We start from the raw sequence: 26267 nt of genomic DNA on the forward strand, positions 1-26267 counted from the left end.
AGGCTAGAGCCGTTCTACAACGGCTGCTGCACCAATGCCGCCAGCGCCTGCCACTGCCACCAACCCTTGCCCACCCGCTGGCGCATCCAGCGCCAAATTGGCCAGCAATTGCACCAGCGCAATGGCACCGGATGCCCCAATGGGGTGACCACGGGCCAAGCCACCACCGCGTGGGTTGATGCGCTGTGGGTCTAGGCCGAGGGCGCGACAAAAGCTGAGTCCCTGAACGGCAAAGGCGTCGTGCAGCTCGACGGCAGACAAGGCCTCACATGAAGGTATTCCCGCACGTTGCAAGGCTTCTGCTGCTGCATGCTGCGCTGCCAGCAAGGGGGTGTCTGGCGTGCCGCCGACAGATGCGCTGCTGATCCACGCTGCGGCCGGCTGAAGGCCTAACTGGCCACAAGCTTGTGCGCTGACCAGCACCACAAAAGCCGCCCCATCGGCTTTGGCTGAAATGCCCAAGCGGCTGATGCTGCAATCTGACGCGATGCCCACAAGTGTTAAAGCATCCAAAGCATCGGTTTGTGCGGCTATGGGCATGCGTGCCGCGCGCGTGGCATTGATGGTTCTGGGGTACAGGTCGTGGCGCACGCCTGCAACCGCCACGATGTCATGCGCCAATTCCGCTTGGTGTGCCACTGCGCGTTGGTGGCTCAGCACGGCATAGGCGTCTTGTTGCTCACGTGTGTTGCCGTGTTGTGCGGCATAACGGGCGGCAGACAACAACAGATCGGGGTCGTGTGCAGGGTCGGGGGCAAAGGGCGGGCGCTCATAAGGCACGGGGGCTTCGCCGGGCTGGATCGGGCGGGTGAAGCGCATCGGCGAGCGACTCCAAGCCTCCACACCACCCGCGACGACGACATGTGCCTGACCCGACGCAATGAGTGCTGCGCCCATGCTCACTGCGTCCAGGCCCGAGCAGCATTGGGTGTCCACGCTCAAGGCCGCGCAACGCTCAGGCAAGCTGGCCGCCAAAGCCACCATGCGGGCCGGGTTGCCGCCTGCACCCAGCGCGTTGCCCACCAGCACCGCATCCACCGCCTGAGGGCGGATGCCTGCGCGCGCCAGCATGGCTTGCACCACGGGTGCAGCCATCTCATGCGCATGCAACAAGCCGAAGGCGCCGCCGTGTGGCACCACCGCGCTGCGGGCCCATGCCGCGATCAAGACAGTGGGTGCAGACATGGTGACGTGGTGCCCTCGGAAGAGTTCAGGTGTTGGCTCAACATGAGCCCCAGGGCGTGGTGGTCGGTTTTGCCGCTGGCCGTGAATGGCCATGTGTCGCAAATGAAATAACTCCGGGGCACTTTGTAGTTCTCTAGCTGCGTTCGGCACCAATTGGCCAATGCAAATGCCGACAGCACGCCCTCGGTCGTGGTGCCGGGTGTGACGTGCAAGATGGCCACCACTTGCTGTCCGCGTAGCGGGTCAGGCACCCCGTGCACGGACGCTTGGTCGATGGCGTCACAGCGGGTGAGCACCGCTTCGACTTCTTCTGGAAAAAGATTTTTGCCCTGGGTCACCACCATGCGGTTTTCGCGTCCGACCAGGCAAAGATAACCCTGTGGGTCGATGTACCCCATGTCACGCACTGACAACCAGTCGCCATCACGCAGCGCGGCCGTGGCGTCTTGCTGGCCGCCAACATAGTCCATGAACAACATGGGGCTGCGTACAAAAATTAGTCCAGCCTCTTGTCCGGGTTGACGACGTATGTCTAACTCAACACCTGCGAAGGGACGTCCTACAGCATTGGCGGGAGCTGCCTCATCGGCATTCATCCAGGCCATGAAGCTGGTCTCTGAGGCACCGTAAAACTCCACGATCTGCGCGTCAGGAAACAAGGCTTTGAGTTCAGGGGTGCGGTCACGCATCCAGCGTGCACCGCTGATCAAAATCAAGGCCACATCCGCTATGGGCGCTAAGCTGCGGCGTGCAGCCAGCTCCAGCATCATCACCAACTGGCTGGGCACGGCCACCAGGCAGGGGGTGCGTCCTTGGCGCAGGGTGTCTAGTGCGCGTGCTGCCGAAAACCGGTCTTGCACCACCACGCCCGCGCCGGTCCAAAGCCCCAGCAACATACCGAATAGAAACAAGGAGTGAGAGGCGCGACCCGGCGCCAAAACGCGGGTCTGCGCAGCGGCTGCGAAGGTGTCAACACAGACCTTGAAGCTCTCGGTCCATGACCGATGGTGTCGCTGAAAGCCTTTTGGGATGCCCGTGCTGCCTGAGGTGAACCCAATGTAGAAGGGCGATTCGGGTTGAGGCAATCCACTGTCAAAGGGCTGGTGGGGGAACGATTGGTGCACGGCTTCGCGTGTGCCTGCGGTCCAGTCTGGATCACAGACTGCGGCGCATCTGCCGCTGCTGACAATGCCCAAGAAGTCCACCACCTGATGTAGCGTGGACAAGCGGTCGTTGACAAACACCGTGGCAGGTGCCTGCGCTTGGCTCAGGGCGTGTGCAGCTTGTGTAACCGCGTGGTGCAGTTGCGCAAACGTGAGAGAGATGGTGCCGTCTTCAATGGCGATGGCATCGCCGCGCAAGCGGGCCCAATGCGCCAAAGGGGCATGCACCCCGTCTTGCGCGAGCACAGAATGCATCACACAGCGCGTCCGCCAAAGCGCCAATCTGGCATGCCACGTGCCACGGTGTGCACGACCATGGCGCACATACCGCACTTGATGAGGTCACCGGGCACAAACGCCAATGTGCCGAGGAAGGCTTGCGACACATTGAGGTTAGCCAGGTAAACCAAGCCCACCACCCCGCAAGCGTGGACCACCAGCAAACCACCCAGGGCCGAGGCGATGAAGGCGCTGATGGCAGCACGTTGTGGTGAGTGTGTGGGCAGCAAGGCCATGAGCCCGCCAGTGACGAGTGCGCCCAAGGGCCAACCGATCAAGTAGCCGCTGGAGGGCGCGAAAAATACGCCCAAACCGCCCCGCCCGCCAGACAGCAAAGGCAAGCCCAAGGCCACCGCAAACAAAAACAACATCAGGGCTTGAAAGCCCCGTTTGGGCCCAAGCATGCAGCCAGCCAACATCACACCCAAGGTTTGCAGCGTGATGGGCACGCCCAGAGGCAAATCAATTTTGGGGATCAGCCCCAAGACAGCCAACAAGGCGGCAAACAAAGCAATGAGGGGCGTGGCACGTAGCGAGGTGTTCATGGCAAATCAAATCAATTCAATGGGGGCAACAAGATGCAAAAGCAGTCACTTGCCTAGCCGAAGTTCAAGTGTATCTGCCACCCTTTTGGCCGACACCAGCATTTGCATGGTCAGTGGCGCCAGCAAACGTAAACCACCTGGCTGCCCGGTTCGCACACGGTGGGCATCGTCCAAGCGTTTCCACAGCACAAAGAAGTGTTCCACGAAGCGCAGCATGAGCGCCAGTTGCAGGGCTATACGATCCACGCGGACACCGAAGCGCGTCAGCGGTGACAACAAACGCTCGAACACATCCAGCAAGTCGCTGTAGCGTGTGGTCAGGGTCAGTGCGACGCCCATCAAGGCCGTGCTCAACAGACGCAACGCACTCGACACACCCAGCATGGGCTGTTGCATGAAGGCGTGAAAAGCGACGATCAACAAGCTCGCCACCACGATGGACGTGAGTAACTTGCGCGCAGCCAAGGTGGCGCGTCCCAAAGACGCGAACACCGACACACAGATCACTGCGCTGAACAGCAGCAGATCAACCCGGTGGGTAAGAAACAGCCCTGCGCTTAGCAACGCCAGCACCAGCAGCTTCACGCCAGCACGCACGTTGTGCAGCCAGGTGTGGTGTTCGCTGTAGAGGCTTCCCATGGTTTAGGCCGCGTTCAGGCTGCGGGCCGCCACATCTGCTTCATAGGCTGCGCATACTTCGTGGCCGGGGCCATCGCAACGCACAGCCCCAAGGTCCAGCCAAATCACGCGCTCAAAGTGGCGGATGTGGCGCAGCACATGGGTGGAGACGATCACTTGTTGGGGGGCTTTTGCAATTTCGTGGTCCAGACGCGCTTGGCCTGGCAGATCGAGGCTGGAAAACGGCTCATCCAGTAGCAGCAGATCATGTGAGGCAATCAACAAAGCCAACCAACACACATGCTGGCGCTGCCCTTGGCTCAAGCTGCCAATGGCACGCTCTGCCCAAGCCCCTAAGCCGCGCGCCTTCAGCCACTCACGGGCGTGTGCACGGGCTGCCTGACGTGTCAGGCCTGAGGCTTGCAAACTCAAGCCCAACTCTTCTTCCACGGTGGGGAAAATGATTTGTTCGTCGGGGTTTTGAAACATCATGCCCACCGACGATGGGCTGCCCAGTTGCACGCGTCCGCCTTGCGCTTGCTCCAAGCCACAGATGAGTCGAAACAGGCTGCTTTTGCCCGCGCCGTTGTCACCAATCAAGCCAATGCGGGGCTCATGCAAGTGCAGAGTCAACCCATCAAAAACCTGGGTTCGACCACGCACCAACCTCACGTTGTCTAACACCACGCCCGAGTCATTGACTCTGGCAACATGAGGTTCTGGCGTTTGTGACGAGGGCGCGGTGTTGGACATGGTGCGGGCTCAGCCGTGGTCGTCTTGCGCCAAATTGTTCAAGATGGCCAGCAGCACGCGACGTGTGGTAACCACATCTTGGGCGCTGATGCCTTGAATGCTGACGCGGTTGCTCTCTTCTGCCAACGGCACCAATTTTTTCTTCAGCGCCTTGCCTTTGGGTGTGAGGTAGACGTACATGTTCTTTTTGTTGTCAGGCAGTTGACGCCGCTCGATATAGCCCAGGCCTTCCATCGTCTTCATGGCAGAGAACGTCGTGGGCTCCATCACGCCGGCACGCTCGCTGAGCTCACGCTGCGTCAAGCCATCGCCGTCCCACAGGATGCGTAAAAAAGTCCAATGGCCAAAGGGCACATTGTGTTGGGCTAATCGCACCTGCAAGGCACGCGCGTATGCGCGTCCTGCATCGCGCACCAAGTGTGCCAAACGGTCGTTGGGTACAGCTTCTTGCCAGTGACGCAAGATGTGGTGGGTGTTGTCTGCGGGCTTCTTCATGGTCATCGAATCGGTGGAACTTGAAACTCTGGCACCACCGCTTGGGCGCTTTGGGCAGATTTCAAAATCGCCAAGCTGACCGCGGTGGTGGCACGTGCCCATTCTCCACTGTGCAAGACAGGGTGCCGGTGAATTACTGCGTTGTACAACTCATCAATCACTTCTTGGCGCGGGATCTGGGGTGACTCCAAGGCGTCCAGCGTGGAAGCACCATCGCCATCCACCCACACGCCGTGGGGCATGGGGCGCAAGTCGGCGCGGTCACAGCTCACCACCAGTGGGCCAAAGTGCTGGTGTTGCAAGCCGGTGGGGGGCGCCGTGTTGCCCACCCACTGAGGCGCGCCGTAATTGCGTGCGGCTTTGAGGGCCGCTTCCTGCTCGGCGTTGACGGCATTCGCCAACCGGCGCCGTGCGGCCCCGTAATCGGCTTGGTCTTTGTGCTGTCCCAGCTCGCCGATGTTGTTCATCCATTGGTCACTGTCAAAGTGGCCATAACCGCTATAGCTCACGCTGGCAAAAGCACCCCCTGCAAAGCCCAACAAGGCGCTGTAGGCCCCCTCGGTGGGGCGTGTCGGGTCCCAGGCGCCGGTGTGCGCCATCACGCTGGTTACCCGGCCACCACCGAGCAGACGAACGATGTCGAGTTGGTGTGCGGCTTGGCTGAAGATCACGCCCCCGCCTTGTGCCGTGTCAAGTTCTTCGGGGCGGCGAGGGCGGTACAAAAAGTCGGTGTAGTTCAGCGCTTGAATCATGCGCACAGCACCAAATTCACCGCTTTGGATGCGCTGGTGCGCACGCAGAATGGGTGCGTTGAAGCTGTGGCTGTGCCCCACCAACAGCACAGTCCCTGCACGCTGCGTGGCTTCGATCATGCGGGTGCAATCCTCCAGGCTCAGCGCCATGGGTTTTTCCACCATCACATGCTTGCCATGCGCAGCGGCCATTTCCACATGGTCTACATGCAGCTGGTGTGGTGTGGCAATGTAGATGGCCTCGACCTCGGGGTGGGCACACAAGGCCTGCACACTGTCCACACAGCGCACGCCAAAGTCACGTTCGAATTGGGCGCAAGCCAGGGGTTGCGGATCGGTGGCGCTGATCAGTTGAATGCGCGGGTCATTGGCCAGCGTGGGCAGCATGAGCGTGAACGCACGACCCAAGCCAGCCACACCCAAGCGAAGACGTGGCGTACTCATAGGTCCAGCACCAGCTCAGGTGTGCGGGCACGTGACACACACACCATGATCTGTTGTGCTTGTTCGTCCGGGCGCAACACCAAGTCGCGGTGCTCGGCTTCGCCCGCCAATAAACCCGTGCGGCACGAGCCGCAGGTGCCGCTCTCGCACGAACTCGACACCGCGTGTCCGCAGGCACGCAGGGCGTCCAGGATCGACAGGTTGGCAGCCACATGCACACGTTCGCCCGATTGATGCAGCACCACATCGAAGGCGCTGTTGTCGGCAAAGCCTGTTTGCACGACGCCAAAACTCTCGAAGTGGATACGTTCCGTGGGCCAGTGGCCTGTCATGTCGCGCACGCTGTCCATCAGCCCTTGTGGGCCGCAGCAATACACATGGGCGTTGCTGGGACGCTCGAACACGGGCCAAAAATCAAACGCTTTTGCCATATCGCCATGGTCATGGTGGATGTGCACTTTGCCTGCCAGCTCTGGGGCACTGAGCTCTTGTGCAAATGCGGTGTTGGCGGCGTCGCGTGTGCAGTAAAACAGTTTGAAGTTGCTGAGTCCCTCATTCAACAAATGCCGAATCATCGACAAGATGGGTGTGATGCCAATGCCACCCGCCACAAAAATATAAGACGGTGCGTTGGCTTGCAACGCAAACATGTTGGCCCACGGCAGGGTGGGCAACACATCACCCACCTTCACGTCATCCACCATGCTGCATGAACCACCGCGTCCGCGCGCATCGCGCTTGACGGCAATTTGCCAGCGTTGTGTGTCGCTGGACAAGCTGCACAGTGAATAGCTGCGACGCATGCCATTGGGTGCTTGCACGGTGATGTGTGCGCCGGGTGTGAATTCGGGCAAAGGCTGTGACTCAGGGTGCACGAGCTCGAACAAGACGATGTCTTGGGTCAAGGCTTGCTTGTTTGCGACGCGCAGGGGAATGAAAGTTTCGCTCATACAGAAAAAGTGACGTGTGTGACAGGGCTTGGCTTGACATAGATCAAATCCTGCAATAATCTTAGCCATCTAACTATTATTTGGCAACCCCCAAACCAGCGACGAGGAAAATCATGCTCACTTCAGAAGAAAACGATTTATTGTGCCGTGTCGAAGGTCAGGCCCCCATGGGACAACTGATGCGCCGCCACTGGCAAGCTGTGTGTTTGCTGGAAGAGGTGAGCGAGCCCGACGGTGCGCCTATCCGTGCGCGTGTGCTGGGCGAAGACCTGGTGGTGTTTCGTGACACCGAAGGGCGTGTGGGTGTGATGGACGAATACTGCCCGCACCGTCGTGCATCCTTGGTGTACGGACGCAATGAAAACTGCGGTTTGCGGTGTCTGTACCACGGCTGGAAGATGGACGTGGCGGGCAATGTGGTCGAGATGAGCTCTGAGCCCGTTGCCAGTGGCATGGCTGGCAAGGTCAAGCACACGGCTTATCCCACCAAGGAGTGGGGTGGATTCGTGTGGGCCTACATGGGGCCCGCCGACACCATGACCGAATTCACGCCCCCGCCTTGGGCCCCGACCGAGGATGTGCGGGTGTCGATTGCCAAGATCATCATTCCTTGCAACTGGGCGCAAATTCTGGAAGGTCAAATCGACTCGGCCCACAGCTCCAGCCTGCATTCTTCAGACATGGTGCCTGCCCGTGTGGACGGTGCCAAAGCGACCGATAAAAATTGGCTGCGTCCATCGACTGACAAAGCACCACGCATGCAAACCCAGCGCGACGGCTATGGCTTCAGATACGCCGCTATTCGCCGCCCCATTCACAACGCCGCTACGCACGACTACGTGCGCTCGACGGTGTTTGTGGCACCTGCATCGGCGTTGATTCCGCCCAACAACTTGTACAACGTGGCCAACATCAACACGGCGATTGACGACACACACACCGCGTTCCATTTCATTGCTTGGGGTAATCCTGCCAGCACACCCGAAACAGCCACATGGCGGCAGTTTTTGAATGCTCAAGTGGGAGTGGATGTGGACCAGCAATTCAAACCGCTGCGCAACGTGGGCAACCATTTCTTGCAAGACCGTCAAGCCATGAAAGCGGGCAACTTCACAGGCATCACCGGCATTCCCAACCAAGACATGGCCATGTGGGTCACCATGGGGCCGATTGCTGACCGCTCGCATGACCGCTTGGGTGCCAGCGATTTGGCGATTGTGGAATTCCGACGCCAAATGGTCGATGCCGTACAACGTTTTGCCAAAGGGGAACCCCCTATTGGGGTGGGCGATTCGCGCATCCCTTCAACGGTATGCTCCTACCAGAGCGTGGTGCCCAAAGACACGGATTGGCGAGATTTTCAGGCCTCACCTGTTTGAGCTGATGGCCTTCAACGTTTGTTTTAAATGATCAGGAGACTTTCATGAACCCCCTCAACCCTTCACGCCGAAAGACGTGGCTTTCAGCCTTGATCGCATTACCCCTGATGGCACTGCAGGCGTCTACCGCCTGGGCGCAGGCACAGGCTTACCCCAACAAGCCCATCAAATTCATCATCACACACGCCGCAGGTGGCTTGCCTGACACTGTGGCGCGCGTCTACGCACAGAAGTTGACCGAGCGCTTTGGCCAAGCCGTGGTGGTCGATAACAAGCCGGGCGCGAATGGCATGGTGGCGGCACAAGCCATGGCCACGGCACCCAAAGACGGCTACACCTTCATGGTCACCGATGGTTCGACGTTCTCTATCAATCCGGTGATTCACAAGAACCTGAGCTACGACTACAAACGTGACTTTGTGACCGTGTCTTTGGCTGCACGCGCGCCCTTGTACTTGGCACTGAACCCCAAAACACCCGCCAACAACTTGCGTGAATTGATTGCGCTGGCCAAGGCCAAGCCCGGTACCTTGACCTACGGTTCTTCCGGCATCGGCAGCACCCACCACTTGACGATGGAAGCTTTCAAGTCGGCCTTGGGGTTGGACATCGTGCACGTGCCGTTCAAAGGCACAGGACAGTCTGTCCCGGCTTTGATCGGTGGCCAGGTCGACATGTTGTTTTCGGCCTTGCCCTCCTTGTCGGGTTTTGTGAAAAACAACCAAGTTCGCCTGATCGGTAACAACGCTGCCAAGCGCTCACCCCAAGAGCCGCAAGTGCCTGCCATTGCCGAGCTGATTCCTGGCTTTGACTTTGCGCCCATCGTCACAGTGTTCGCCTCAACCGGCACGCCACAAGCCGCCATTGACCGTGTCAGCGCAGAGATGGCCGTGATCGCCAAGATGCCCGATGTGGTGCAGCTCTTGAGCAACGCTGGCATTGAAGCCATTGGCGGCAGCCCCGCCGATTTGAGCCGTGCCATGAACGAAGAAATTGAACGCTTGGGTAAGGCCGTTCAAAACGCCAACCTGAAGCAGGAATGATGATGAGTAAATTGAATTTAACTTTTGCCTGCTGGAACTATGACCGCACCCGTGCCTTGATGGATGGCACAGTCAAGGTAGACGGTATCGATCTGAATTATTTGAACTTGCCGGTCGAAGAAACCTTTTTCCGCATGGCCCGTTTCCGTGAGTTCGATATCTCCGAAATGTCGCTGTCGTCCTACTGCGTCACGCTCTCCAAGCCTGAGCGTCCGTTTGTGGCGTTGCCAATTTTCCCCTCGCGTTTCTTTCGCCACTCGTGCATTTACGTCAATGCCAACAGCGGCATTCGTGAACCCAAAGACCTGATTGGCAAACGCATTGCCAGCCCCGAATACCAAATGACGGCACCGGTGTGGATTCGTGGCATTTTGTCGGACCACTACAACGTGCCCGTGGACGCTCAGCCTTATCTGTATGGTGGTGAAGAAGAGGTGGGACGCATTGAAAAAATGAAGCTGGCCTTGCCACCCAACATCCAGGTCAGCCCCATCGCGCCGCATCAAACCTTGTCGCAAATGCTGTACGACGGCGAGTTGGACGCGCTCTACACCGCGCGCATGCCCTCGTCATTTTTGAAAGGCGATGGCAAGGTCAAACGCTTGTTCGAAGACTACCCCGAGGTGGAGCGCCGCTATTACCGTGAGACCGGCATCTTCCCCATCATGCACACCGTGGTGATGCGTCGTGAGGTGTACGAAGCCAACCGTTGGATTGCCCAGTCCTTGACCAAGGCCTTCATCGAAGCGCAGCGCCATACCTACGAAGACTTGAAGGACACCGCGGCCTTGAAGGCCATGTTGCCTTGGTTGTCTGCCTACGTGGACGAGACCCAGCGCGAATTTGGCGACGACTGGTGGCCTTACGGTTTGGAGAAAAACATCAAAACCCTGGACACCTTCACGCGCTACCACCATGAGCAAGGCCTGTCACCGCGCAAGCTGGATGTGCATGAGTTGTTCGCCCCCGAGTCGCTCGAAGCGTTCAAGATTTAAGACCTTGTGTCTTTCAACAACAAAGGCCGCAATTGCGGCCTTTGTTGTTGGTGCGTCTATGCGTTGTCGTCTTAATCGGCTTTGATGCCTGCATACGCTGCCACGCGTGCCCAACGCACGAGTTCGGCGCGCATGAAGTCTGTGCCGCCTTCTGGCGTGGTGAAGAAAGCTTCAAACCCCAGCTTGTCGAATTTGGCTTTCATCTCGGGTGTCTTGCCCACCTTCACAAAAGCCGCATTGAGTTTTTTGATAACGGCAGGCGGCGTGTTGGCTGGCGCATACACCGCAAACCAATTCGAGAACTCAGCGCCTTTGTAGCCCAACTCCAGCAGCGTGGGCACATTGGGCAGCGCCGGGTAGCGCTGCGGGAAGGCCACGGCCAGCGCTCGGATACGACCTTGCTGGATATAGGGCAGGGCGTTTTGCAAGGGGCTGAACATGTAGGTCAGTTGGCCGCCCACCAAATCGGTCATCGATTGGGATTGGCCTTTGTAGGGAATGTGGTTGGTTTTGGTGCCTGCGAGTTGGTTGAACAACTCGGCATGAAAGTGCTGAGGGCTGCCCAAACCGGCTGAACCAAAGTTCAATTCACCGGGATGTGCTTTGGCCAAGTCCACAAACTCGCGCAGGGTGTTGGCTTTGACCGAAGGATGCACCACCAGCACCACACCGGTTTGTCCAATCAAGGTCACGGTCTGCAAGTCTTTCAGCAAGTCATAGGGCAGCTTGTTGTACACGGCCACGTTGGTGGCAATCGTGGCGGGGGACACCAACAAGGTGTAGCCATCAGGCTTGGCACGCGCCACCATCTCCACGCCAATGTTGCCGCCAGCACCCAGACGGTTTTCAACGATCAGGTTTTGTCCTAGCTCTTCCCCTACTTTTTGACCCAGTGTGCGGGCCAGCAAATCGGTGCCTCCACCGGCGGCCACAGGCACGATCACTTGGATGGGTTTGTTCGGAAAGTTTTGTGCACAGGCCAGCCCCAACAAGCCGCTTAAAAACCACACACACACAATTTTTGAATAAATACGTTTCACCATGTCTCCTTGGGGGCTGTCTTCAAAGCGTGCAGCCATTACGATTCGCGAATCTTTTGGAGGATATCAAATGGTTTCGGAAGTTTTGTCAGATTTGGTGGTGGCTAACCACATCTTGGTCAACGAAGGTGTGCTCGATGGTTTTGGTCACATCAGTGTGCGTGACCCCAGCAACCCTGAGCGCTTCTACATTGCCCGCAGCATGGCTCCAGCATTGGTCACGCTCGAAGACTTGGTGTCTGTCGACTTGGACGGTGTGGTGCACGATGCACAAGGTCGTCACACCTATGTCGAGCGATTCATCCACAGCGAAATTTTTCGGGCCCGCCCTGAGGTGATGTCCGTCATCCACAGCCATTCACCTGCCGTGATCCCCTTTGGCGTGACGGGTGCCCGCTTGCGCCCCATCTGCCACATGAGTGGTTTCTTGGGCGCGGTGACGCCCGTCTACGAAATTCGCCACAGCGCTGGCGAAACCTCTGACCTGTTGATTCGCAACCAAGCCCTGGGCGTGTCGCTGGCCCAATGCCTGGGCCAAGCCAATGTGGCGCTGATGCGCGGCCACGGCAGTGTGACGGTGGGCACCTCGATCCAACAAGCGGTGTACCGCGGCATCTACACCGAAAGCAACGCGCGCTTGCAAGCACTTGCAGCACCCTTGGGTGAGATCAACTTCTTGACCGACGCCGAAGCTCAAGCCACCTCCGACATGAACGACCAGCATTTGGACCGTCCATGGCAGATGTGGAAACGCAAGGCCTTGGCCAATCCCTTCTAAAGCAAAGCTTCGCGAGCGCAATTGCGCTGTCTCAGCGTCTGTCAATTCAGGGGTACAGCCCGCGCAACTCACGCGCTTGCAAAATGCGCGTACACGCCACGATGAACGTGGCGGTGCGCAAGCTCACACGATGGGTTTGCGCCACTTCCCAAATGCCCTCAAAGGCCTCGCGCATGATGCGCACCAAGCGCGCGTTGATGTCGGCTTCGGTCCAAAAGAAGCTCGAAAAATCCTGCACCCATTCGAAGTAGCTCACCGTCACACCACCGGCGTTGGCAATCACATCGGGCACCACCAAAATCTGGCGCTCGGCCAAGATGTCGTCGGCCTCAGGGGTGGTCGGGCCGTTGGCACCCTCAATCAGCAAGCGCGCTTTGATGCGTGAGGCGTTATGGACCGTGATCTGGCCTTCGAGCGCGGCAGGAATCAGCACATCGCAATCGACTTCCCAAAACACATCGGGGTCCAAGGCTTGCGCCGCGGCAAAGCCCGCCACGCCGCCGTGTGCCTGAACGTGTGCCTGCAATTCGGCCACATCCAGCCCCGCACCGTTGAACACCGTGCCACTGTGGTCTTGCACCGCCACCAAGATGGCACCCGCTTGCACAAACAGTTGCGCCGCCACGCTGCCCACATTGCCAAAGCCTTGCACGGCCAGTTTGGCACCCGTGATCGAGAGCCCGATTTTTTGTGCGGCCTCCACGCCCACGGTGTAGACGCCGCGCCCGGTGGCCTCGCGTCGGCCCAAAGAGCCACCCAACGCAATCGGTTTGCCCGTCACCACGCCCGTGGCGGTGCTGCCTTCGTTCATGGAATAGGTGTCCATCATCCACGCCATGATGCGTTCGTCGGTATTCACGTCGGGCGCCGGAATGTCCTTGGTCGGGCCGATGATCACCCCAATCTCGCTGGTGTAGCGACGCGTCACGCGCTCCAACTCGCCCAATGACAACAGCTTGGGGTTCACGCGCACACCGCCCTTGGCGCCGCCAAAGGGTAGATTGACGGCGGCGTTTTTCACCGACATCCAGGCGGAGAGCGCCATCACCTCGGACAAGGTCACGTCTTGGTGAAAACGCACGCCGCCTTTGCCTGGTCCGCGCGAGGTGTTGTGCTGCACGCGGTAGCCCTCAAAGTGGGCCACGGTGCCGTTGTCCATGTGAATGGGCACGTCCACGATCAGCATGCGCTTGGGGCGCTTGAGTGTTTCCACCCAACGCGACAGCGTGCCCAGGTACGGTGTGACGCGATCCACCTGCTGCAAATAGGTGCCCCAAGGGCCCAGTTGATCGGCCTGCAAAAAAGAAGGCAAGCTGTTCGGGGTGAAGGCTGCTGCGGGGCTGTGTGGGGTCGATAGGGACATGGGCTTTCCTGTGAAGTCAAACAAGGAGGTGAAGATACGTACCTTAAGTGGATCTGTCGCCCATGTCTAAGGCCAACATCGCCTAAGGCCATGCCGAATTGACATTGCCTTGATGTTGCGTGGGCTGTTGTCGTCGAATCTGCCCTCCATAATCGAAATATGGAAACCAAATGGTTAGAAGATTTCGTGAGCTTGGCAGAAACACGCAGTTTCAGCCGTTCGGCGCAGTTGCGGCATGTCACGCAGCCCGCCTTTTCAAGGCGTATCCAAGCCCTGGAAGCGTGGGCGGGTACCGACTTGGTTGACCGCAGCTCTTACCCTACCCGTTTGACCTTGGCGGGCGAGACCTTGCGCAGCCAAGCGCTCGAAATTTTGCAGTCCTTGCAGTCCACCCACGCCATGCTGCGTGGCTATGCATCCACAGACGAAGCCGTGATTGATTTCGCTGCGCCGCACACCTTGGCCTTCACCTTCTTTCCTGCTTGGATCAAGGGGCTGCAACAGCACTTTGGCGAACTCAAAAGCAGCCTGACGGCACTCAATGTGCACGATGCCGCGCTGCGCTTGGTTGAGGGGGGCTGCGATGTGCTCATCACCTACCACCACCCATCGCAGCCCTTGCAGTTAGACCCCCATCGGTTTGACATGGTGAACTTGGGGCATGAGGTGTTGGCACCCTTTGTGAAAACATCAGACGACGGCTTACCCCTCTTCACATTACCCGGAAGTACGAGAGCACCCACCCCGTATTTGGCCTACTCTTCGGGTGCTTATCTGGGCCGCGTGGCGGACTTTGTGGTGCAAGACGCCAAGGCGGCCATTCACTTGAACCGGGTGTACGAGACCGACATGGCCGAAAGCCTCAAAGCCATGGCTTTGGAGGGACATGGCGTGGCGTTTTTACCCTACAGCGCGGTCCACAAAGAGGTCGCTGCACAAAAACTCAGTCGCTTGCACCTGCCCAAGAAAGCACATGCGCTGGAGGCCACACTAGAGATTCGGGCTTACCGAGAAAAACCACAGCAATTCAGACCCACCAACAGCACGACAGAAGCGCTGTGGACTTATTTGACAAACCAAGCCTTGTCTACCAAGGCATAGAACTGGCGTTCAGGGCTGGCTGGGGCAAAGGCTATGCTTTTTATGCATACCAACTGTCGGAATTGGAATTGATGCTTAGGGTTCGCTTGTAGCATTGCGTAGAAGCTACTGATTTCTAATACAGTTCATCTTTTTACTTATCTCTGGAGCAACCTCATGAAAAAGCAGTTATTTGCCTTGGCCCTGGCTACTTTGGTGGCTGGTGGCGTGCACGCGCAAGCCAATGACACCATCGCCAAAGTCAAAGCCTCTGGCAGCGTGACCATGGGTGTGCGTGACTCCTCGGGTGCCTTGTCATACACCTTGGGCGACGGCAAGTACGTGGGCTACCACGTGGAAATTTGCCAACGCATTTTGGCCAACCTCGAAAAAGCCGTCGGCAAAAAGCTCGACATCAAATACCTGCCCGTCACCTCACAAAACCGTTTGCCTCTGGTGCAAAACGGTACGGTCGACATTGAATGCGGCTCCACCACCAACAACCTGACGCGTCAAAAAGACGTGGCCTTTGCCTTCACCACCTATGTGGAAGAAGTGCGCATCGCGGTGCGTGCTAACTCTGGCATCACCACCATTGCCCAATTGAACGGCAAAAACGTGGCCACTACCACCGGCACCACGTCGGTCCAATTGCTGCGCAAAAACGAACGCGCCACGGGCGTGGACTTCAAGGAAGTGTTTGGCAAAGACCATGCGGACAGCTTCTTGCTGTTGGAGTCGGGCCGTGCCGACGCGTTTGTGATGGACGGCCAAATTTTGGCGGGCAACATCGCCAGCAGCAAATCACCTGCCGACTTCAAAATTGTGGGTGAGGTGTTGAGCGTGGAGCCCATCGCCATCATGCTGCGCAAGGACGACCCGGCATTCAAAAAAATGGCCGACGACACCATCAGCGCCCTGGCTAAATCGGGCGAATTGGCCAAGCTCTACGACAAGTGGTTTGTGCAACCCATCCCCCCCAAGAACATCCGCATGAACATGCCTGCCAGCGACGCCAACAAAGCGGCCTGGACCAACCTGAACGACAAGCCGGTGGAAGAGTACGCCAAGAAGTAAGCGTGGTGCTTGAACCAAGCACTGCACAATCCCACCCTCGCAAGATAAGGTAAACCGATGGCACTTGATTGGCAGGTCTTCTTGGAAGACGACGGCGGCGGACGCACCTACCTCGAGTGGATGTTTGACGCCTGGGGTTGGACCTTGTCGGTGGCTGGCAGCGCCTGGCTGGTGGCCATGGTCGTGGGGGCTTTGATGGGCACCCTGCGTACCTTGCCCCCAGACAACGCGCTCAACCGCAGCCTCACGCATGTGGCGAATGCGTGGGTGGAGTTGTTCCGCAATATCCCTTTGTTGGTTCAAATTTTTCTTTGGTACTTCGTGTTGCCCAAGGTTTTTCCGGCCATGCAGCAGGTGCCGGGCTTCGCCTTGGTGGTGCTGGGGCTTGGGTTTTTCACCTCGGCGCGCATTGCCGAACAGGTGCGTGCAGGGATTCAAGCCTTGCCGCGCGGCCAACGCTACGCGGCCATGGCGATGGGATTCACCACTTGGCAGACCTACCGCTACATTCTGTTGCCCATGGCGTTTCGCATCATTTGGCCACCGCTCACCAGCGAGTCGATGAACTTGCTGAAAAATTCGTCGGTGGCTTTTGCTGTGTCGATTGCTGAGCTCACCATGTACGCCATGCAGGTGCAAGAAGAAACCTCGCGCGGCGTGGAGGTGTACTTGGCGGTCACTGCGCTCTACACCGTGTCGGCGTTCGCTGTGAACCGTGTGATGGCGCTGGTGGAGCGTCGCATGCAAATTCCGGGGCTCACCGTGGCCACCTCATCGGGCGGGGGGCACTGAACATGGGCAACCTTGACCTCTCGTTTCTCGACTGGGACATCCTGAGCAAATTTGTCTCGAAGGGATTGTTTTTCAGCGTTGAGCTCACCATCGTCGCCACCTTCGGCGGCGTGCTGTTTGGCACCTTGCTCGCGCTCATGCGCTTGTCGGGCAACAAATGGTTGGCCACGCCTGCTGTGGTCTATGTCAATGGCATGCGCTCCATCCCGCTGTTGATGGTGATCCTGTGGTTCTATTTGCTCATCCCGACCTTGATCGGTCGCCCCATTGGGGCTGAGCTGTCGGCCACCATCACCTTTGTGGCGTTTGAGGCGGCCTACTTCAGCGAGATCATGCGCGCGGGCATTCAGTCCATCCCACGCGGTCAGGTGTTTGCCGGACAGGCCTTGGGGTTGACCTATGGGCAGAACATGCGCTTGGTGGTCTTGCCTCAAGCCTTTCGCAACATGTTGCCGGTGCTGCTGACGCAAACCATCATCTTGTTTCAAGACACCTCGCTGGTGTACGCCATTGGTGCCTATGACTTGCTCAAAGGCTTTGTCACCGCAGGCAAGATTTACGGTCGCCCCGAAGAGGCCTACCTGCTGGCCGCGGTGGTGTATTTCGTCATTTGTTATGGCCTGTCGGCCTTGGTGCGACGCTTGCAAGCGCGCATTGCCATCATCCGTTGAGTCTGGAGAAACCCTGTGATTGAACTCAAAAACGTCTCCAAATGGTACGGCCCTGTGCAGGTGCTGACCAACTGCTCTACCACCATCCAGCGCGGTGAAGTGGTGGTGGTCTGCGGCCCTTCGGGCTCGGGAAAATCCACCCTCATCAAAACCATCAACGCGCTGGAGCCGTTTCAGCAAGGCGAGATTTTTGTGGATGGCGTGGCCGTGCACGGCAAAGACACCGACCTGCCCAAGCTGCGCAGCCGCGTGGGCATGGTGTTTCAGCACTTCGAGCTGTTTCCCCATCTGTCGGTCACCGAAAACCTCACCATGGCGCAAGTCAAGGTGTTGGGGCGCAGTGCTGACGAGGCGCGCTCGCATGGTCTGAAATACCTGGAGCGTGTGGGTCTGATGGCGCACAAAGACAAATTCCCTGGCCAGCTCTCCGGTGGTCAACAGCAACGTGTGGCCATTGCCCGTGCCTTGAGCATGGACCCGATCGTGATGCTGTTTGACGAGCCCACCTCAGCCCTTGACCCCGAGATGGTGGGCGAGGTGTTGGATGTGATGGTCGACCTAGCCAACGAGGGCATGACCATGATGTGCGTGACCCACGAAATGGGCTTTGCCCGCAAGGTGAGCAGCCGCGTGATCTTCATGGATGTGGGCGGCAAGATTTTGGAGGACTGCTCCAAAGACGAGTTCTTCAACCACCCCGAGAACCGACAGCCCCGCACCAAAGAGTTCTTGAACAAGATCTTGCAGCACTGAGTTAATTGGGGTCAGAGCCCAATTAACTTGGATGCACGGAGGGTGTCGCGCCGGACGCGGTTGCGCAGTTCGGGCACGGAGGCTTCCTCATACGGTGTACCGGAAATCGTCAGCCGCAGAACTGAACAAAAACAAGTTCGAAGACAATGGCAGGCATGACGCAAGAACTCACCATCACCCGCCCTGACGACTGGCACCTGCATGTGCGCGACGGCGCCGCTTTGAACACCGTGGTGCCTCATACCGCCGCCGAATTTGGCCGGGCCATCATCATGCCCAACCTCAAGCCACCGGTCACCACCGCGGCCCAAGCCTTGGCCTACAAACAACGCATCCTGGCTGCTGTCCCTCAAGGGGTGAGTTTCGAGCCCTTGATGACGCTCTACCTCACCGACAACCTGCCTGCCGACGAAATTGTCCGCGCCAAAGACGCTGGCGTGGTGGCCGCCAAGCTCTACCCCGCAGGTGCCACCACCAACAGCGATGCCGGTGTGACCGATTTGCGCAAGACCTACAAGACCTTGGAGGCCATGCAAAAAGCGGGCATATTGCTGCTGGTGCACGGCGAGGTGACGTCCAGCGACATTGACCTGTTCGACCGCGAAGCGGTGTTCATCGACACCCAGCTCATCCCGCTGCGCCGCGACTTTCCTGAACTGAAAATTGTGTTCGAGCACATCACCACCCGCGAAGCGGCGCAGTATGTGGCGCAAAGTGATGCCTTCACGGCGGCGACCATCACAGCGCACCACTTGCTCTACAACCGCAACGCCATCTTCACGGGCGGTATTCGTCCGCATTTCTACTGCTTGCCCGTGTTGAAGCGCGAGGTGCATCGCCAGGCCCTGGTGCAAGCGGCCACCAGTGGCTCGCCCAAGTTCTTCTTGGGCACAGACAGCGCGCCACACCCAGCCCACCTCAAGGAACACGCCACCGGTTGCGCCGGTTGCTACACCGCGCATGCGGCCATGCCCTTGTATGCCGAGGCTTTTGACAACGCAGGTGCGTTAGACAAACTCGAAGGCTTTGCCAGCTTTCATGGTGCCGACTTTTACGGCCTGCCACGCAACACCGGCACGCTCACCCTGCGTCGTGAAAGTTGGACACCGCCTGAGAGCTTTGCGTTTGGCGATGCCGAACTCAAGCCTCTGCGCTCTGGTGAGTCGCTGCCTTGGCGCGTGGTCTAACACCTGCGCCCAGCACTTTTGCGGGTGTAGTGCTGGCCGACATCGATTGGGCACAACCCTGGTTTGCGCCTTGGCAACACCCCGGTGAGCACGTGGCCCAAGACGCGCTGCGCTTGCACAGCGTGGCGCAAGCCCTCAATCACATCGCGCGCGACGTCCAGTTCGTCGCGCAATCCGAGTTGCCTGCCACCCAAGCCTACGAAGACTTCATCTTTCAGCAAGGCCGTGTTCCTACGCGCGACGGCTTGCACGACTTTTTCAATGGGCTTTGCTGGCATCGTTTCCCTCAGACCAAGCGGCGGCTTAACCTGTTGCAAGCGGCTGAGATTGCGCGCCAAGGTGTCGGTGCAACGCGTGGCCCCGTGCGCGATGCCTTGACCTTGTTCGACGAAAACGCCGTCTTGCTGCAACTGCCCGATGCACTCTGGCAGGCCTTGCAAGCGCGCGACTGGCGCAGCTTGTTGGTAGACCAACGCGCCCAATGGCAACACGTGCACATCGTGCTGTTTGGCCATGCTTTGTTGGAGAAATTGGTCACGCCTTATGTGTCCATCACCGGCCATGTGTACCGCATCGCGCCCAACGTGGACGCCCGCAGTGATGCGGCGCTGGACGACTGGTTGAGCACCGATTTACAGCCCGAGAAACTGGCCACCAAACCGTTTGAGCCTTTGCCCGTGCTCGGTGTGCCAGGCTGGTGGTCGGCCAACGAAGCGCCCGGTTTTTATGACAACACCCAGGTGTTTCGACCTAAAAACCGTGGGGCTATCGCGTCACATTCTTGAATTTGAGAAGCTTGCCCCTACTATGGAGGTTCAGCGCGCAATGTCGCACGCTGTCAATGCACAAGGAACGTCACGCATGAAACGCATTCTTCTGTTCGTCCTCACCAACCTCGCCGTCATGGTGGTGCTGGGGGTCGTCGCCAGTTTGCTGGGTGTCAACCGCTACCTCACCGCCAATGGTCTGAACCTGTCGGCCTTGATGGGGTTCTCGTTGGTCATGGGCTTTGGCGGCGCCATCATCTCGCTCTTGATGAGCAAGTGGATGGCCAAAATGTCCACGGGTGCCGAAGTCATCACCCAACCACGTAATCAAGACGAAGCCTGGATCTTGGACACCGTGCGCCGCTTGTCCGAGCGCGCTGGCATTGCCATGCCTGAAGTCGCTATTTACGACGGCGAGCCCAACGCCTTTGCCACCGGCGCGTTCAAAAACTCAGCCTTGGTGGCGGTGTCCACAGGTTTGTTGCAAGGCATGACGCGCGAAGAGGTGGAGGCGGTGTTGGGCCACGAAATTGCGCACATCGCCAATGGTGACATGGTCACGCTCACCCTCATCCAAGGCGTGCTCAACACCTTTGTGGTGTTCTTGAGCCGTGTGGTGGGCTATTTTGTGGACGGCATGTTGCGCAAGAACGATGAGCAATCCAGTGGTCCTGGTATCGGCTACTACGTGACCAGCTTTGTGCTCGACATCGTGCTGGGCTTTGTGGCCAGCATGATCGTGGCCTGGTTCAGCCGCCAACGTGAGTTCCGTGCCGATGCGGGCTCTGCCCACTTGCTCGGTCGCAAGCAACCCATGATCAACGCCCTAGGTCGTTTGGGTCAGATGCAAGCCGGTGTGCTGCCCAGCAGTGTGTCGGCCATGGGCATCACCGGTGACTTGGGTAAGTTGTTTGCCACCCATCCGCCGCTGGAAGAACGCATTGCGGTGCTGCAGGCCGCGCAAGGACAATGAGCCTTCAATAGCCCAGTGCCTTCTCAATCGCCTGCCGCTTGACGGTGGGCTTGGGGCACTGGCCTTTGGGTAATTCAAACCAATTGCGCACATCGTTCTCTAGGCCGATGCCGTGCATGAAGTTGTAAATCGCCTTCTTCAAACCACGGCCCAGCAGGTCGTGGTCGGTGCCGGTGGGGTCGACAAAGCCAATGTCGTTCTCGCCAAATGTCACCGTCGGGTTGGGCACCAGCGTGATGCCGTAGGCGGCTGGGTCTTTGCCTACCGGTGAATGCACCGTGCAGGCAAAGCGGTGAAAGAACCCGCTTTGAATACACCCGTTTTCAAACAACTGGCGCACATACTCCAGTGCGTCCACCGTGTCTTGCAGGGTCTGGGTGGGAAAGCCATACATCAGGTAAGCGTGTACCAAAATACCCGCCTCTGAAAAGCCCTTGGTCACGCGTGCCACTTGGTCCACCGACACGCCTTTTTTCATCAAGGCCAGCAAGCGGTCGGAGGCGACTTCCAAGCCACCCGACATGGCAATGCAGCCACTCTCGGCCAACAGCTCGGCGAGTTCGGGTGTGAAGGTTTTTTCAAAACGTATGTTGCCCCACCACGAGATGCGCAATTCACGGCGCAAAATTTCTTCGGCCATCGCCTTCAAAGCTTTGGGCGGTGCCGCTTCGTCGACCAAGTGGAAACCGGTCTGTCCGGTTTCGGCCACGATGGCCTCAATGCGGTCCACCAAGGTGGTGGCGGACGCGGCGTCGTAGCGCGAGATGTAGTCCAAGCTCACGTCGCAAAAACTGCATTTCTTCCAGTAGCAGCCATGGGCCACCGTGATCTTGTTCCAGCGCCCGTCGCTCCAGAGCCGATGCATGGGGTTGAGCATGTCCAGCAGCGACAGGTAGCGCTCAATCGGCAGACCGTCCCAGGTGGGCGTGCCCACGTCTTCAAACGCCACATCGGGCTCGGCCCAGTTCACATAACGCACCTGTGCGGTCTCTGCATCTCGCACGAAGGTGCGCACCAGGCGTTGTGCGCTGCGCTGGCCTTGCAGGTGGGCCAGCAGCGCCAGCAAGGGTCGCTCGCCCGCGTCCAGCGTGATGTAGTCCACATAGTCAAACAAGCGCGGCTCAGACAAGCTGCGCAGCTCGGTGTTGACAAAGCCGCCGCCCATGGCGATCACGGTGTGTGGGTGGTGCGCTTTGATGGTTTGCGCGATGCGCAGCGCGGCATACACCGCCCCGGGAAACGGCACCGACAGCAACACCAACTGCGGCTGGTGCTGCGCCATGCTCTGCAAGGTCAAGTTTTGCAGTACCTCGTCCACCAGTGTGGGAGCCTGTGCCAAGGCGTGGGCCAAGGGCTCAAAGCTGGCTTGGCTGCTGGCCAGCGATTCGGCGTAACGCACAAACTCAAACCGTGGGTCCACCGCATCGCGCAGCACATCGGCCAAGTCGTTGAGGTACAGCGTGGCCAGGTGGCGGGCCCGGTCTTGCTGGCCCAAGGCACCAAAGGCCCAGGCCAGCGAGTCGCCACCTTCACCCTCTACGTCATACGCATCCAGCGCGGTAAAGCGTGGGCCCTCGGGCAGCAAGCCCCGCCCCGCAATGCGGTGGCTCAGCGTGGCGTCACGCCCTTGCAAAAAAGCAATCGTGGGGGCGATGGTGTGGTGGTAGCGGGCGAAGTGGTCGAGGAAGAAATTCACGCAGGCGCTGCGCGCCTCGACCGCCAAGGCCAGGGCACGTTCTCGCACCTGCAACAGGCCCTCAGGCGTGAACAAGGCCAGCACCAGCTTCAAGGCCAGGTCGTCTTGCACCGCACCCACCCCTTGACCACGCAAAAAACCCGTCAAGTACGCGGTGGACGGGTAGGGGGTGTTGAGCTGCGTCATCGGTGGGATGAGGCTCAACACGCGCAATGCGCGTGGGGCTGAGGTGGTGCTCATCGGGTTCAGGCAGGCAAGTAGCCTTCCACCGACAGGTAGCGTTCACCCGTGTCGTAGTTGAAGCCCAGCACGGTGGCACCGGCAGGCAACTCAGGCAATTTTTGGGCAATGGCTGCCAATGTGGCACCCGACGAAATGCCCACCAACAAGCCTTCTTCGCGGGCGCTGCGGCGGCCATATTCGCGTGCGGCTTCGGCGTCCACCTGAATCACGCCATCGAGCACCGTGGTGTCGAGGTTCTTCGGAATAAAACCCGCGCCAATGCCTTGGATCGGGTGCGGTGCAGGCTGTCCGCCCGAGATGACGGGCGAAGCCGCAGGCTCGACGGCAAACACTTTGAGCGCAGGCCATTTGGCTTTGAGCACGCGTGCCACACCGGTGAGGTGACCGCCCGTGCCCACGCCTGTGATGAGTGCGTCCAGGTGCGTGAAGTCGGCCAAAATTTCTTGCGCCGTGGTGCGCACATGCACATCGATGTTGGCGGGGTTTTCAAACTGCTGTGGAATCCAGGCGCCAGGCGTGGCCGCGGCCAGTTCTTGGGCGCGGGCGATGGCACCCTTCATGCCTTTTTCGCGCGGCGTCAAATCAAAGCTGGCACCGTAGGCCAGCATCAGGCGACGGCGCTCGATGGACATGCTGTCGGGCATGACCAGCACCAGCTTGTAGCCCTTGACCGCAGCCACCATGGCCAAGCCCACGCCGGTGTTGCCGGAGGTGGGTTCGATGATGGTGCCGCCGGGCTTCAAAGCGCCCGACTTTTCCGCGTCTTCGACCATCGCCAAGGCGATGCGGTCTTTGATGGAGCCACCGGGGTTGGTGCGCTCAGACTTGATCCAAACCTGGTGTGTGTCTCCGAACAAACGCTGCATGCGGATGTGGGGCGTGTGGCCGATGGTGTCGAGAACGGTGTTGGCTTTCATACGGGTCTCCTTGTGGTGTGTCTGTGGGTGATGTGGGGCAGATTGTGTCAGTGCCGGGCTTGTCGGCTTCAGTGCAGGGTCATCAACTGGCGCGCCAGGGCCTCGCCCACTTTGATGCCGTCCACCGCTGCCGACAAAATACCACCGGCGTAGCCAGCGCCTTCGCCAGCGGGGTAGAGCCCCGCCATGTTGGGGCTTTGCAGCGAGTGGTCGTCGCGGGCCATGCGCAAGGGCGATGAGGTGCGGGTTTCAACCCCTGTCATCACCGCGTCGCGCATGTCAAAGCCTTTGATCTTTTGGCCAAACACGGGCAAGGCCTCGCGCATGGCGGCAATGGCGTAAGACGGCAAGGCGCTGTCCAAGCTCACCATCTTCACGCCTGGTTTGTACGACGGCTCGACCGTGCCCAAAGCGGTGGAGGCGCGGCCCGCCACAAAGTCGCCCACCAACTGCGCGGGTGCTTCGTAGGTGCCCCCGCCCAAGGTGTAGGCGTGTGATTCGAGCTGGCGCTGCAACACCATGCCAGCCAGTGGGTGAAAACCGCCCGGTGCATCGCGGGTGTCGTGGCGCACGCTGTGTGGAATGTTGTGGCCCATGTCTTCGCCCAACGCAGCTTCAAACGCCGCCGGGTCGGTGGGGTAGTCGCGTGGGTCAATGCCCACCACGATGCCGGCGTTGGCATTGCGTTCGTTGCGTGAGTACTGGCTCATGCCGTTGGTCACCACGCGATGCGGCTCGCTGGTGGCTGCCACCACCGTGCCTCCTGGGCACATGCAAAAGCTGTACACCGCTCGACCATTGGCCGCGTGGTGGACCAACTTGTAGTCGGCGGCACCCAGCAAGGGGTGGCCTGCGTGTTGACCCCAGCGCGCGCGGTCAATCACGCTTTGTGGGTGTTCAATGCGCACGCCCACCGAAAACGGTTTGGCTTCCATCGACACGGCATGGCGATGCAGCATGGTGAAGGTGTCGCGTGCGCTGTGGCCCAAGGCGATCACCAGATGGTGCGCATTCAGCGTGTGGGTCTCGCCACTGGCCAAGTCGAACACGCGCAAGCCGCGCACTTGGCGTTGACGGGTTGCTGTGGCCATGTGCGGGGCAGACGGTGCGTCCTCGTACAACAAGTCCACCACGCGCTGCTCAAAGCGCACTTCGCCGCCCAAGCGGATGATTTCTTCGCGCAGGCCTTCCACCACCTTCACCAATTTGAAGGTGCCCACGTGCGGATGCGCGGCCCACAAAATTTCTTCGGGTGCGCCAAAACGCACCAGCTCTTGCATCACCTTGCGGCCCAAGTGCCGAGGGTCTTTGATTTGGCTGTACAGCTTGCCGTCTGAGAAGGTACCCGCCCCGCCTTCGCCAAACTGCACATTGCTCTCCGCCTTGAGCACATGCTTGCGCCACAAGCCCCAAGTGTCTTTGGTGCGTTGACGCACTGTGGTGCCGCGCTCGATCACGATGGGCTTGAACCCCATTTGCGCCAACACCAACGCGGCAAACATGCCGCAAGGCCCAAAGCCCACCACCACCGGGCGTTCGCCCTCGGTGTGGCCCCAATCGCCTGGGGCGTGGGCAGGGGGCTGCCAAGTCATGGCCGGTGTGGGGTGAATGTGTGGGTGCTGCGCGTGCTGAGCCAGCAAGGCGGCCTCTTGCGCGGGGTCGGTCAGTGTGACGTCGACGATGTAGACCACCAGCAATTTTTTGCGCGCATCAAAGCTGCGCTTGAACACGTCCAGGGTGGCAATGGCAGACGGAGCCAGCCCCAAAGCTTGTGCCGCCATCTGGCGCAAGGTGTCTACGGGGTGGGGCACCGCATGGCGGTCAGCCTCGGTTTCTGCGGGGGCATCGGCGGCTCGTCGCTCGGGCAGCGGCAGATCAGACAGGGGAAGTTTGAGTTCAGAGAGTCGAATCACAAGCGTAGGGCCCGTGGTGATCGGGCAAAGCAATGAGTGAGGCCATGATTATCGGCGGATAATCGCGCCCGTGAAGCTCACTAGGCCGTCGCCGGTGCAAGCCGCAAGGTCAACGCGCAAGCGTTGGGCAGAAATGCCGCACTGGAGGAACGTCCGGACTGCATAGGACAGCGCAGGAGGTAACACCTCTCCACCGTGAGGTGAGGATCAGAGCAACAGAGACGAGCCGCTTGAGTGCGGGTGAAACGGGCAATCTCTGCGCGCAGCAATACCAAGTAGGCCAACGTTGAGGCGGTCCGCTGAGTTGGCGGGTAGGTAGCACCGAGCCGAGTGGGTGACCCTCGGCCCAGATTAATGACGGTCACAGGGTGGGCAACCACTCTGCACAGAATCCGGCGTATCGGTGGGCTTCACAC

Annotated in this window: 25 protein-coding genes and 1 other RNA gene; 13 read left to right on the forward strand and 13 right to left on the reverse strand. The window is 59.3% G+C overall.

Features of this window, described 5'->3' with window-relative positions; all coding sequences use genetic code 11:
- Positions 1-3 precede the first annotated feature (3 nt).
- Genes B9Z41_RS03730 through B9Z41_RS03765 form a run of 8 tightly spaced genes read right to left on the reverse strand, consistent with a single transcriptional unit; the run spans position 4 to position 7184 of the window.
- Positions 4-1185 (reverse strand): thiolase family protein, encoded by a 1182-nt coding sequence (locus B9Z41_RS03730; RefSeq protein ID WP_100145221.1) that lies wholly within the window; start codon positions 1183-1185, stop codon positions 4-6.
- The gene (locus B9Z41_RS03735) at positions 1164-2603 is read right to left on the reverse strand and encodes an AMP-binding protein (RefSeq protein ID WP_100145223.1); all 1440 of its coding nucleotides are present in this window, start codon (positions 2601-2603) and stop codon (positions 1164-1166) included. The genes B9Z41_RS03730 and B9Z41_RS03735 overlap by 22 nt, the downstream gene beginning before the upstream one ends.
- Positions 2603-3172, reverse strand: coding sequence for a biotin transporter BioY (locus B9Z41_RS03740; RefSeq protein WP_100145225.1), 570 nt, complete (start codon positions 3170-3172; stop codon positions 2603-2605). The genes B9Z41_RS03735 and B9Z41_RS03740 overlap by 1 nt, the downstream gene beginning before the upstream one ends.
- Positions 3173-3217: 45 nt before the next feature.
- Entirely contained in the window at positions 3218-3811 is a 594-nt protein-coding gene (locus B9Z41_RS03745) for an energy-coupling factor transporter transmembrane protein EcfT (RefSeq protein ID WP_100145227.1), read from the reverse strand.
- Positions 3812-3814: 3 nt separating this feature from the next.
- On the reverse strand, positions 3815-4543 hold the full coding sequence (locus B9Z41_RS03750) for an energy-coupling factor ABC transporter ATP-binding protein (RefSeq protein ID WP_100145229.1): 729 nt from the start codon (positions 4541-4543) through the stop codon (positions 3815-3817).
- 9 nt (positions 4544-4552) lie between these two features.
- Complete coding sequence (locus B9Z41_RS03755) at positions 4553-5038, reverse strand: MarR family winged helix-turn-helix transcriptional regulator (protein ID WP_369823279.1); 486 nt, start codon at positions 5036-5038, stop codon at positions 4553-4555.
- 2 nt (positions 5039-5040) lie between these two features.
- A complete protein-coding gene (locus B9Z41_RS03760; protein WP_100145232.1) occupies positions 5041-6234 on the reverse strand; it encodes a Gfo/Idh/MocA family protein in 1194 nt (397 codons plus the stop codon).
- On the reverse strand, positions 6231-7184 hold the full coding sequence (locus B9Z41_RS03765; RefSeq protein ID WP_100145234.1) for a PDR/VanB family oxidoreductase: 954 nt from the start codon (positions 7182-7184) through the stop codon (positions 6231-6233). The genes B9Z41_RS03760 and B9Z41_RS03765 overlap by 4 nt, the downstream gene beginning before the upstream one ends.
- A gap of 113 nt (positions 7185-7297) precedes the next feature.
- On the opposite strand from B9Z41_RS03765, the gene B9Z41_RS03770 reads away from it, so the two are divergent.
- From B9Z41_RS03770 to B9Z41_RS03780, 3 genes are read left to right on the forward strand one after another with little or no spacing between them, the layout of a single operon-like run.
- Complete coding sequence (locus tag B9Z41_RS03770) at positions 7298-8563, forward strand: Rieske 2Fe-2S domain-containing protein (protein ID WP_100145236.1); 1266 nt, start codon at positions 7298-7300, stop codon at positions 8561-8563.
- A gap of 44 nt (positions 8564-8607) precedes the next feature.
- Complete coding sequence (locus tag B9Z41_RS03775) at positions 8608-9606, forward strand: tripartite tricarboxylate transporter substrate binding protein (protein WP_100145238.1); 999 nt, start codon at positions 8608-8610, stop codon at positions 9604-9606.
- A gap of 2 nt (positions 9607-9608) precedes the next feature.
- Complete coding sequence (locus tag B9Z41_RS03780) at positions 9609-10601, forward strand: 4,5-dihydroxyphthalate decarboxylase (protein ID WP_100145770.1); 993 nt, start codon at positions 9609-9611, stop codon at positions 10599-10601.
- Between the two features lie 71 nt (positions 10602-10672).
- Here B9Z41_RS03780 and B9Z41_RS03785 read toward each other — a convergent pair whose 3' ends face one another.
- Complete coding sequence (locus B9Z41_RS03785; protein WP_100145240.1) at positions 10673-11680, reverse strand: tripartite tricarboxylate transporter substrate binding protein; 1008 nt, start codon at positions 11678-11680, stop codon at positions 10673-10675.
- Between the two features lie 31 nt (positions 11681-11711).
- On the opposite strand from B9Z41_RS03785, the gene B9Z41_RS03790 reads away from it, so the two are divergent.
- Positions 11712-12419 carry a class II aldolase/adducin family protein gene (locus B9Z41_RS03790; protein ID WP_100145243.1) on the forward strand — a complete coding sequence of 236 codons (708 nt, stop codon included), beginning with the start codon at positions 11712-11714 and terminating at the stop codon, positions 12417-12419.
- A 46-nt stretch (positions 12420-12465) separates the two neighbouring features.
- Here the strand turns inward: B9Z41_RS03790 and B9Z41_RS03795 are convergent, their stop codons facing one another.
- Positions 12466-13782, reverse strand: coding sequence for a Glu/Leu/Phe/Val dehydrogenase (locus tag B9Z41_RS03795; RefSeq protein WP_100145245.1), 1317 nt, complete (start codon positions 13780-13782; stop codon positions 12466-12468).
- 159 nt (positions 13783-13941) lie between these two features.
- Between B9Z41_RS03795 and B9Z41_RS03800 the strand changes: the two genes are divergently transcribed.
- From B9Z41_RS03800 to htpX, 8 genes are all read left to right on the forward strand, one after another.
- The gene (locus tag B9Z41_RS03800) at positions 13942-14883 is read left to right on the forward strand and encodes a LysR substrate-binding domain-containing protein (protein WP_100145247.1); all 942 of its coding nucleotides are present in this window, start codon (positions 13942-13944) and stop codon (positions 14881-14883) included.
- A 156-nt stretch (positions 14884-15039) separates the two neighbouring features.
- Positions 15040-15939, forward strand: coding sequence for a transporter substrate-binding domain-containing protein (locus B9Z41_RS03805; RefSeq protein WP_100145249.1), 900 nt, complete (start codon positions 15040-15042; stop codon positions 15937-15939).
- A gap of 57 nt (positions 15940-15996) precedes the next feature.
- On the forward strand, positions 15997-16731 hold the full coding sequence (locus tag B9Z41_RS03810; RefSeq protein ID WP_100145251.1) for an amino acid ABC transporter permease: 735 nt from the start codon (positions 15997-15999) through the stop codon (positions 16729-16731).
- A gap of 2 nt (positions 16732-16733) precedes the next feature.
- Positions 16734-17402 (forward strand): amino acid ABC transporter permease, encoded by a 669-nt coding sequence (locus B9Z41_RS03815; protein ID WP_100145253.1) that lies wholly within the window; start codon positions 16734-16736, stop codon positions 17400-17402.
- A 15-nt stretch (positions 17403-17417) separates the two neighbouring features.
- Positions 17418-18155, forward strand: a complete 738-nt coding sequence (locus B9Z41_RS03820; RefSeq protein ID WP_100145255.1) for an amino acid ABC transporter ATP-binding protein — start codon at positions 17418-17420, stop codon at positions 18153-18155.
- 155 nt (positions 18156-18310) lie between these two features.
- Positions 18311-19342, forward strand: coding sequence for a dihydroorotase (pyrC, locus tag B9Z41_RS03825; protein ID WP_233202504.1), 1032 nt, complete (start codon positions 18311-18313; stop codon positions 19340-19342).
- Positions 19327-20127, forward strand: a complete 801-nt coding sequence (locus B9Z41_RS03830; protein ID WP_233202505.1) for a DUF3025 domain-containing protein — start codon at positions 19327-19329, stop codon at positions 20125-20127. Before pyrC ends, B9Z41_RS03830 begins: the two co-directional genes overlap by 16 nt.
- Before the next feature lie 76 nt (positions 20128-20203).
- On the forward strand, positions 20204-21082 hold the full coding sequence (gene htpX / locus B9Z41_RS03835) for a protease HtpX (protein WP_100145772.1): 879 nt from the start codon (positions 20204-20206) through the stop codon (positions 21080-21082).
- A gap of 4 nt (positions 21083-21086) precedes the next feature.
- On the opposite strand, the gene B9Z41_RS03840 is transcribed toward htpX, so the two are convergent.
- From B9Z41_RS03840 to B9Z41_RS03850, 3 genes are all read right to left on the reverse strand, one after another.
- Positions 21087-23018 (reverse strand): radical SAM protein, encoded by a 1932-nt coding sequence (locus tag B9Z41_RS03840; protein WP_100145261.1) that lies wholly within the window; start codon positions 23016-23018, stop codon positions 21087-21089.
- Between the two features lie 5 nt (positions 23019-23023).
- On the reverse strand, positions 23024-23938 hold the full coding sequence (gene cysK, locus B9Z41_RS03845; protein WP_100145263.1) for a cysteine synthase A: 915 nt from the start codon (positions 23936-23938) through the stop codon (positions 23024-23026).
- Between the two features lie 68 nt (positions 23939-24006).
- Positions 24007-25851, reverse strand: coding sequence for an NAD(P)/FAD-dependent oxidoreductase (locus B9Z41_RS03850; RefSeq protein ID WP_100145265.1), 1845 nt, complete (start codon positions 25849-25851; stop codon positions 24007-24009).
- Between the two features lie 72 nt (positions 25852-25923).
- Between B9Z41_RS03850 and rnpB the strand changes: the two genes are divergently transcribed.
- Positions 25924-26267: RNase P RNA component class A (rnpB, locus tag B9Z41_RS03855), an RNA gene on the forward strand.

Origin of the sequence: Limnohabitans sp. JirII-31 (genome assembly GCF_002778315.1) — a bacterium.
Taxonomy (GTDB): domain Bacteria; phylum Pseudomonadota; class Gammaproteobacteria; order Burkholderiales; family Burkholderiaceae_C; genus Limnohabitans.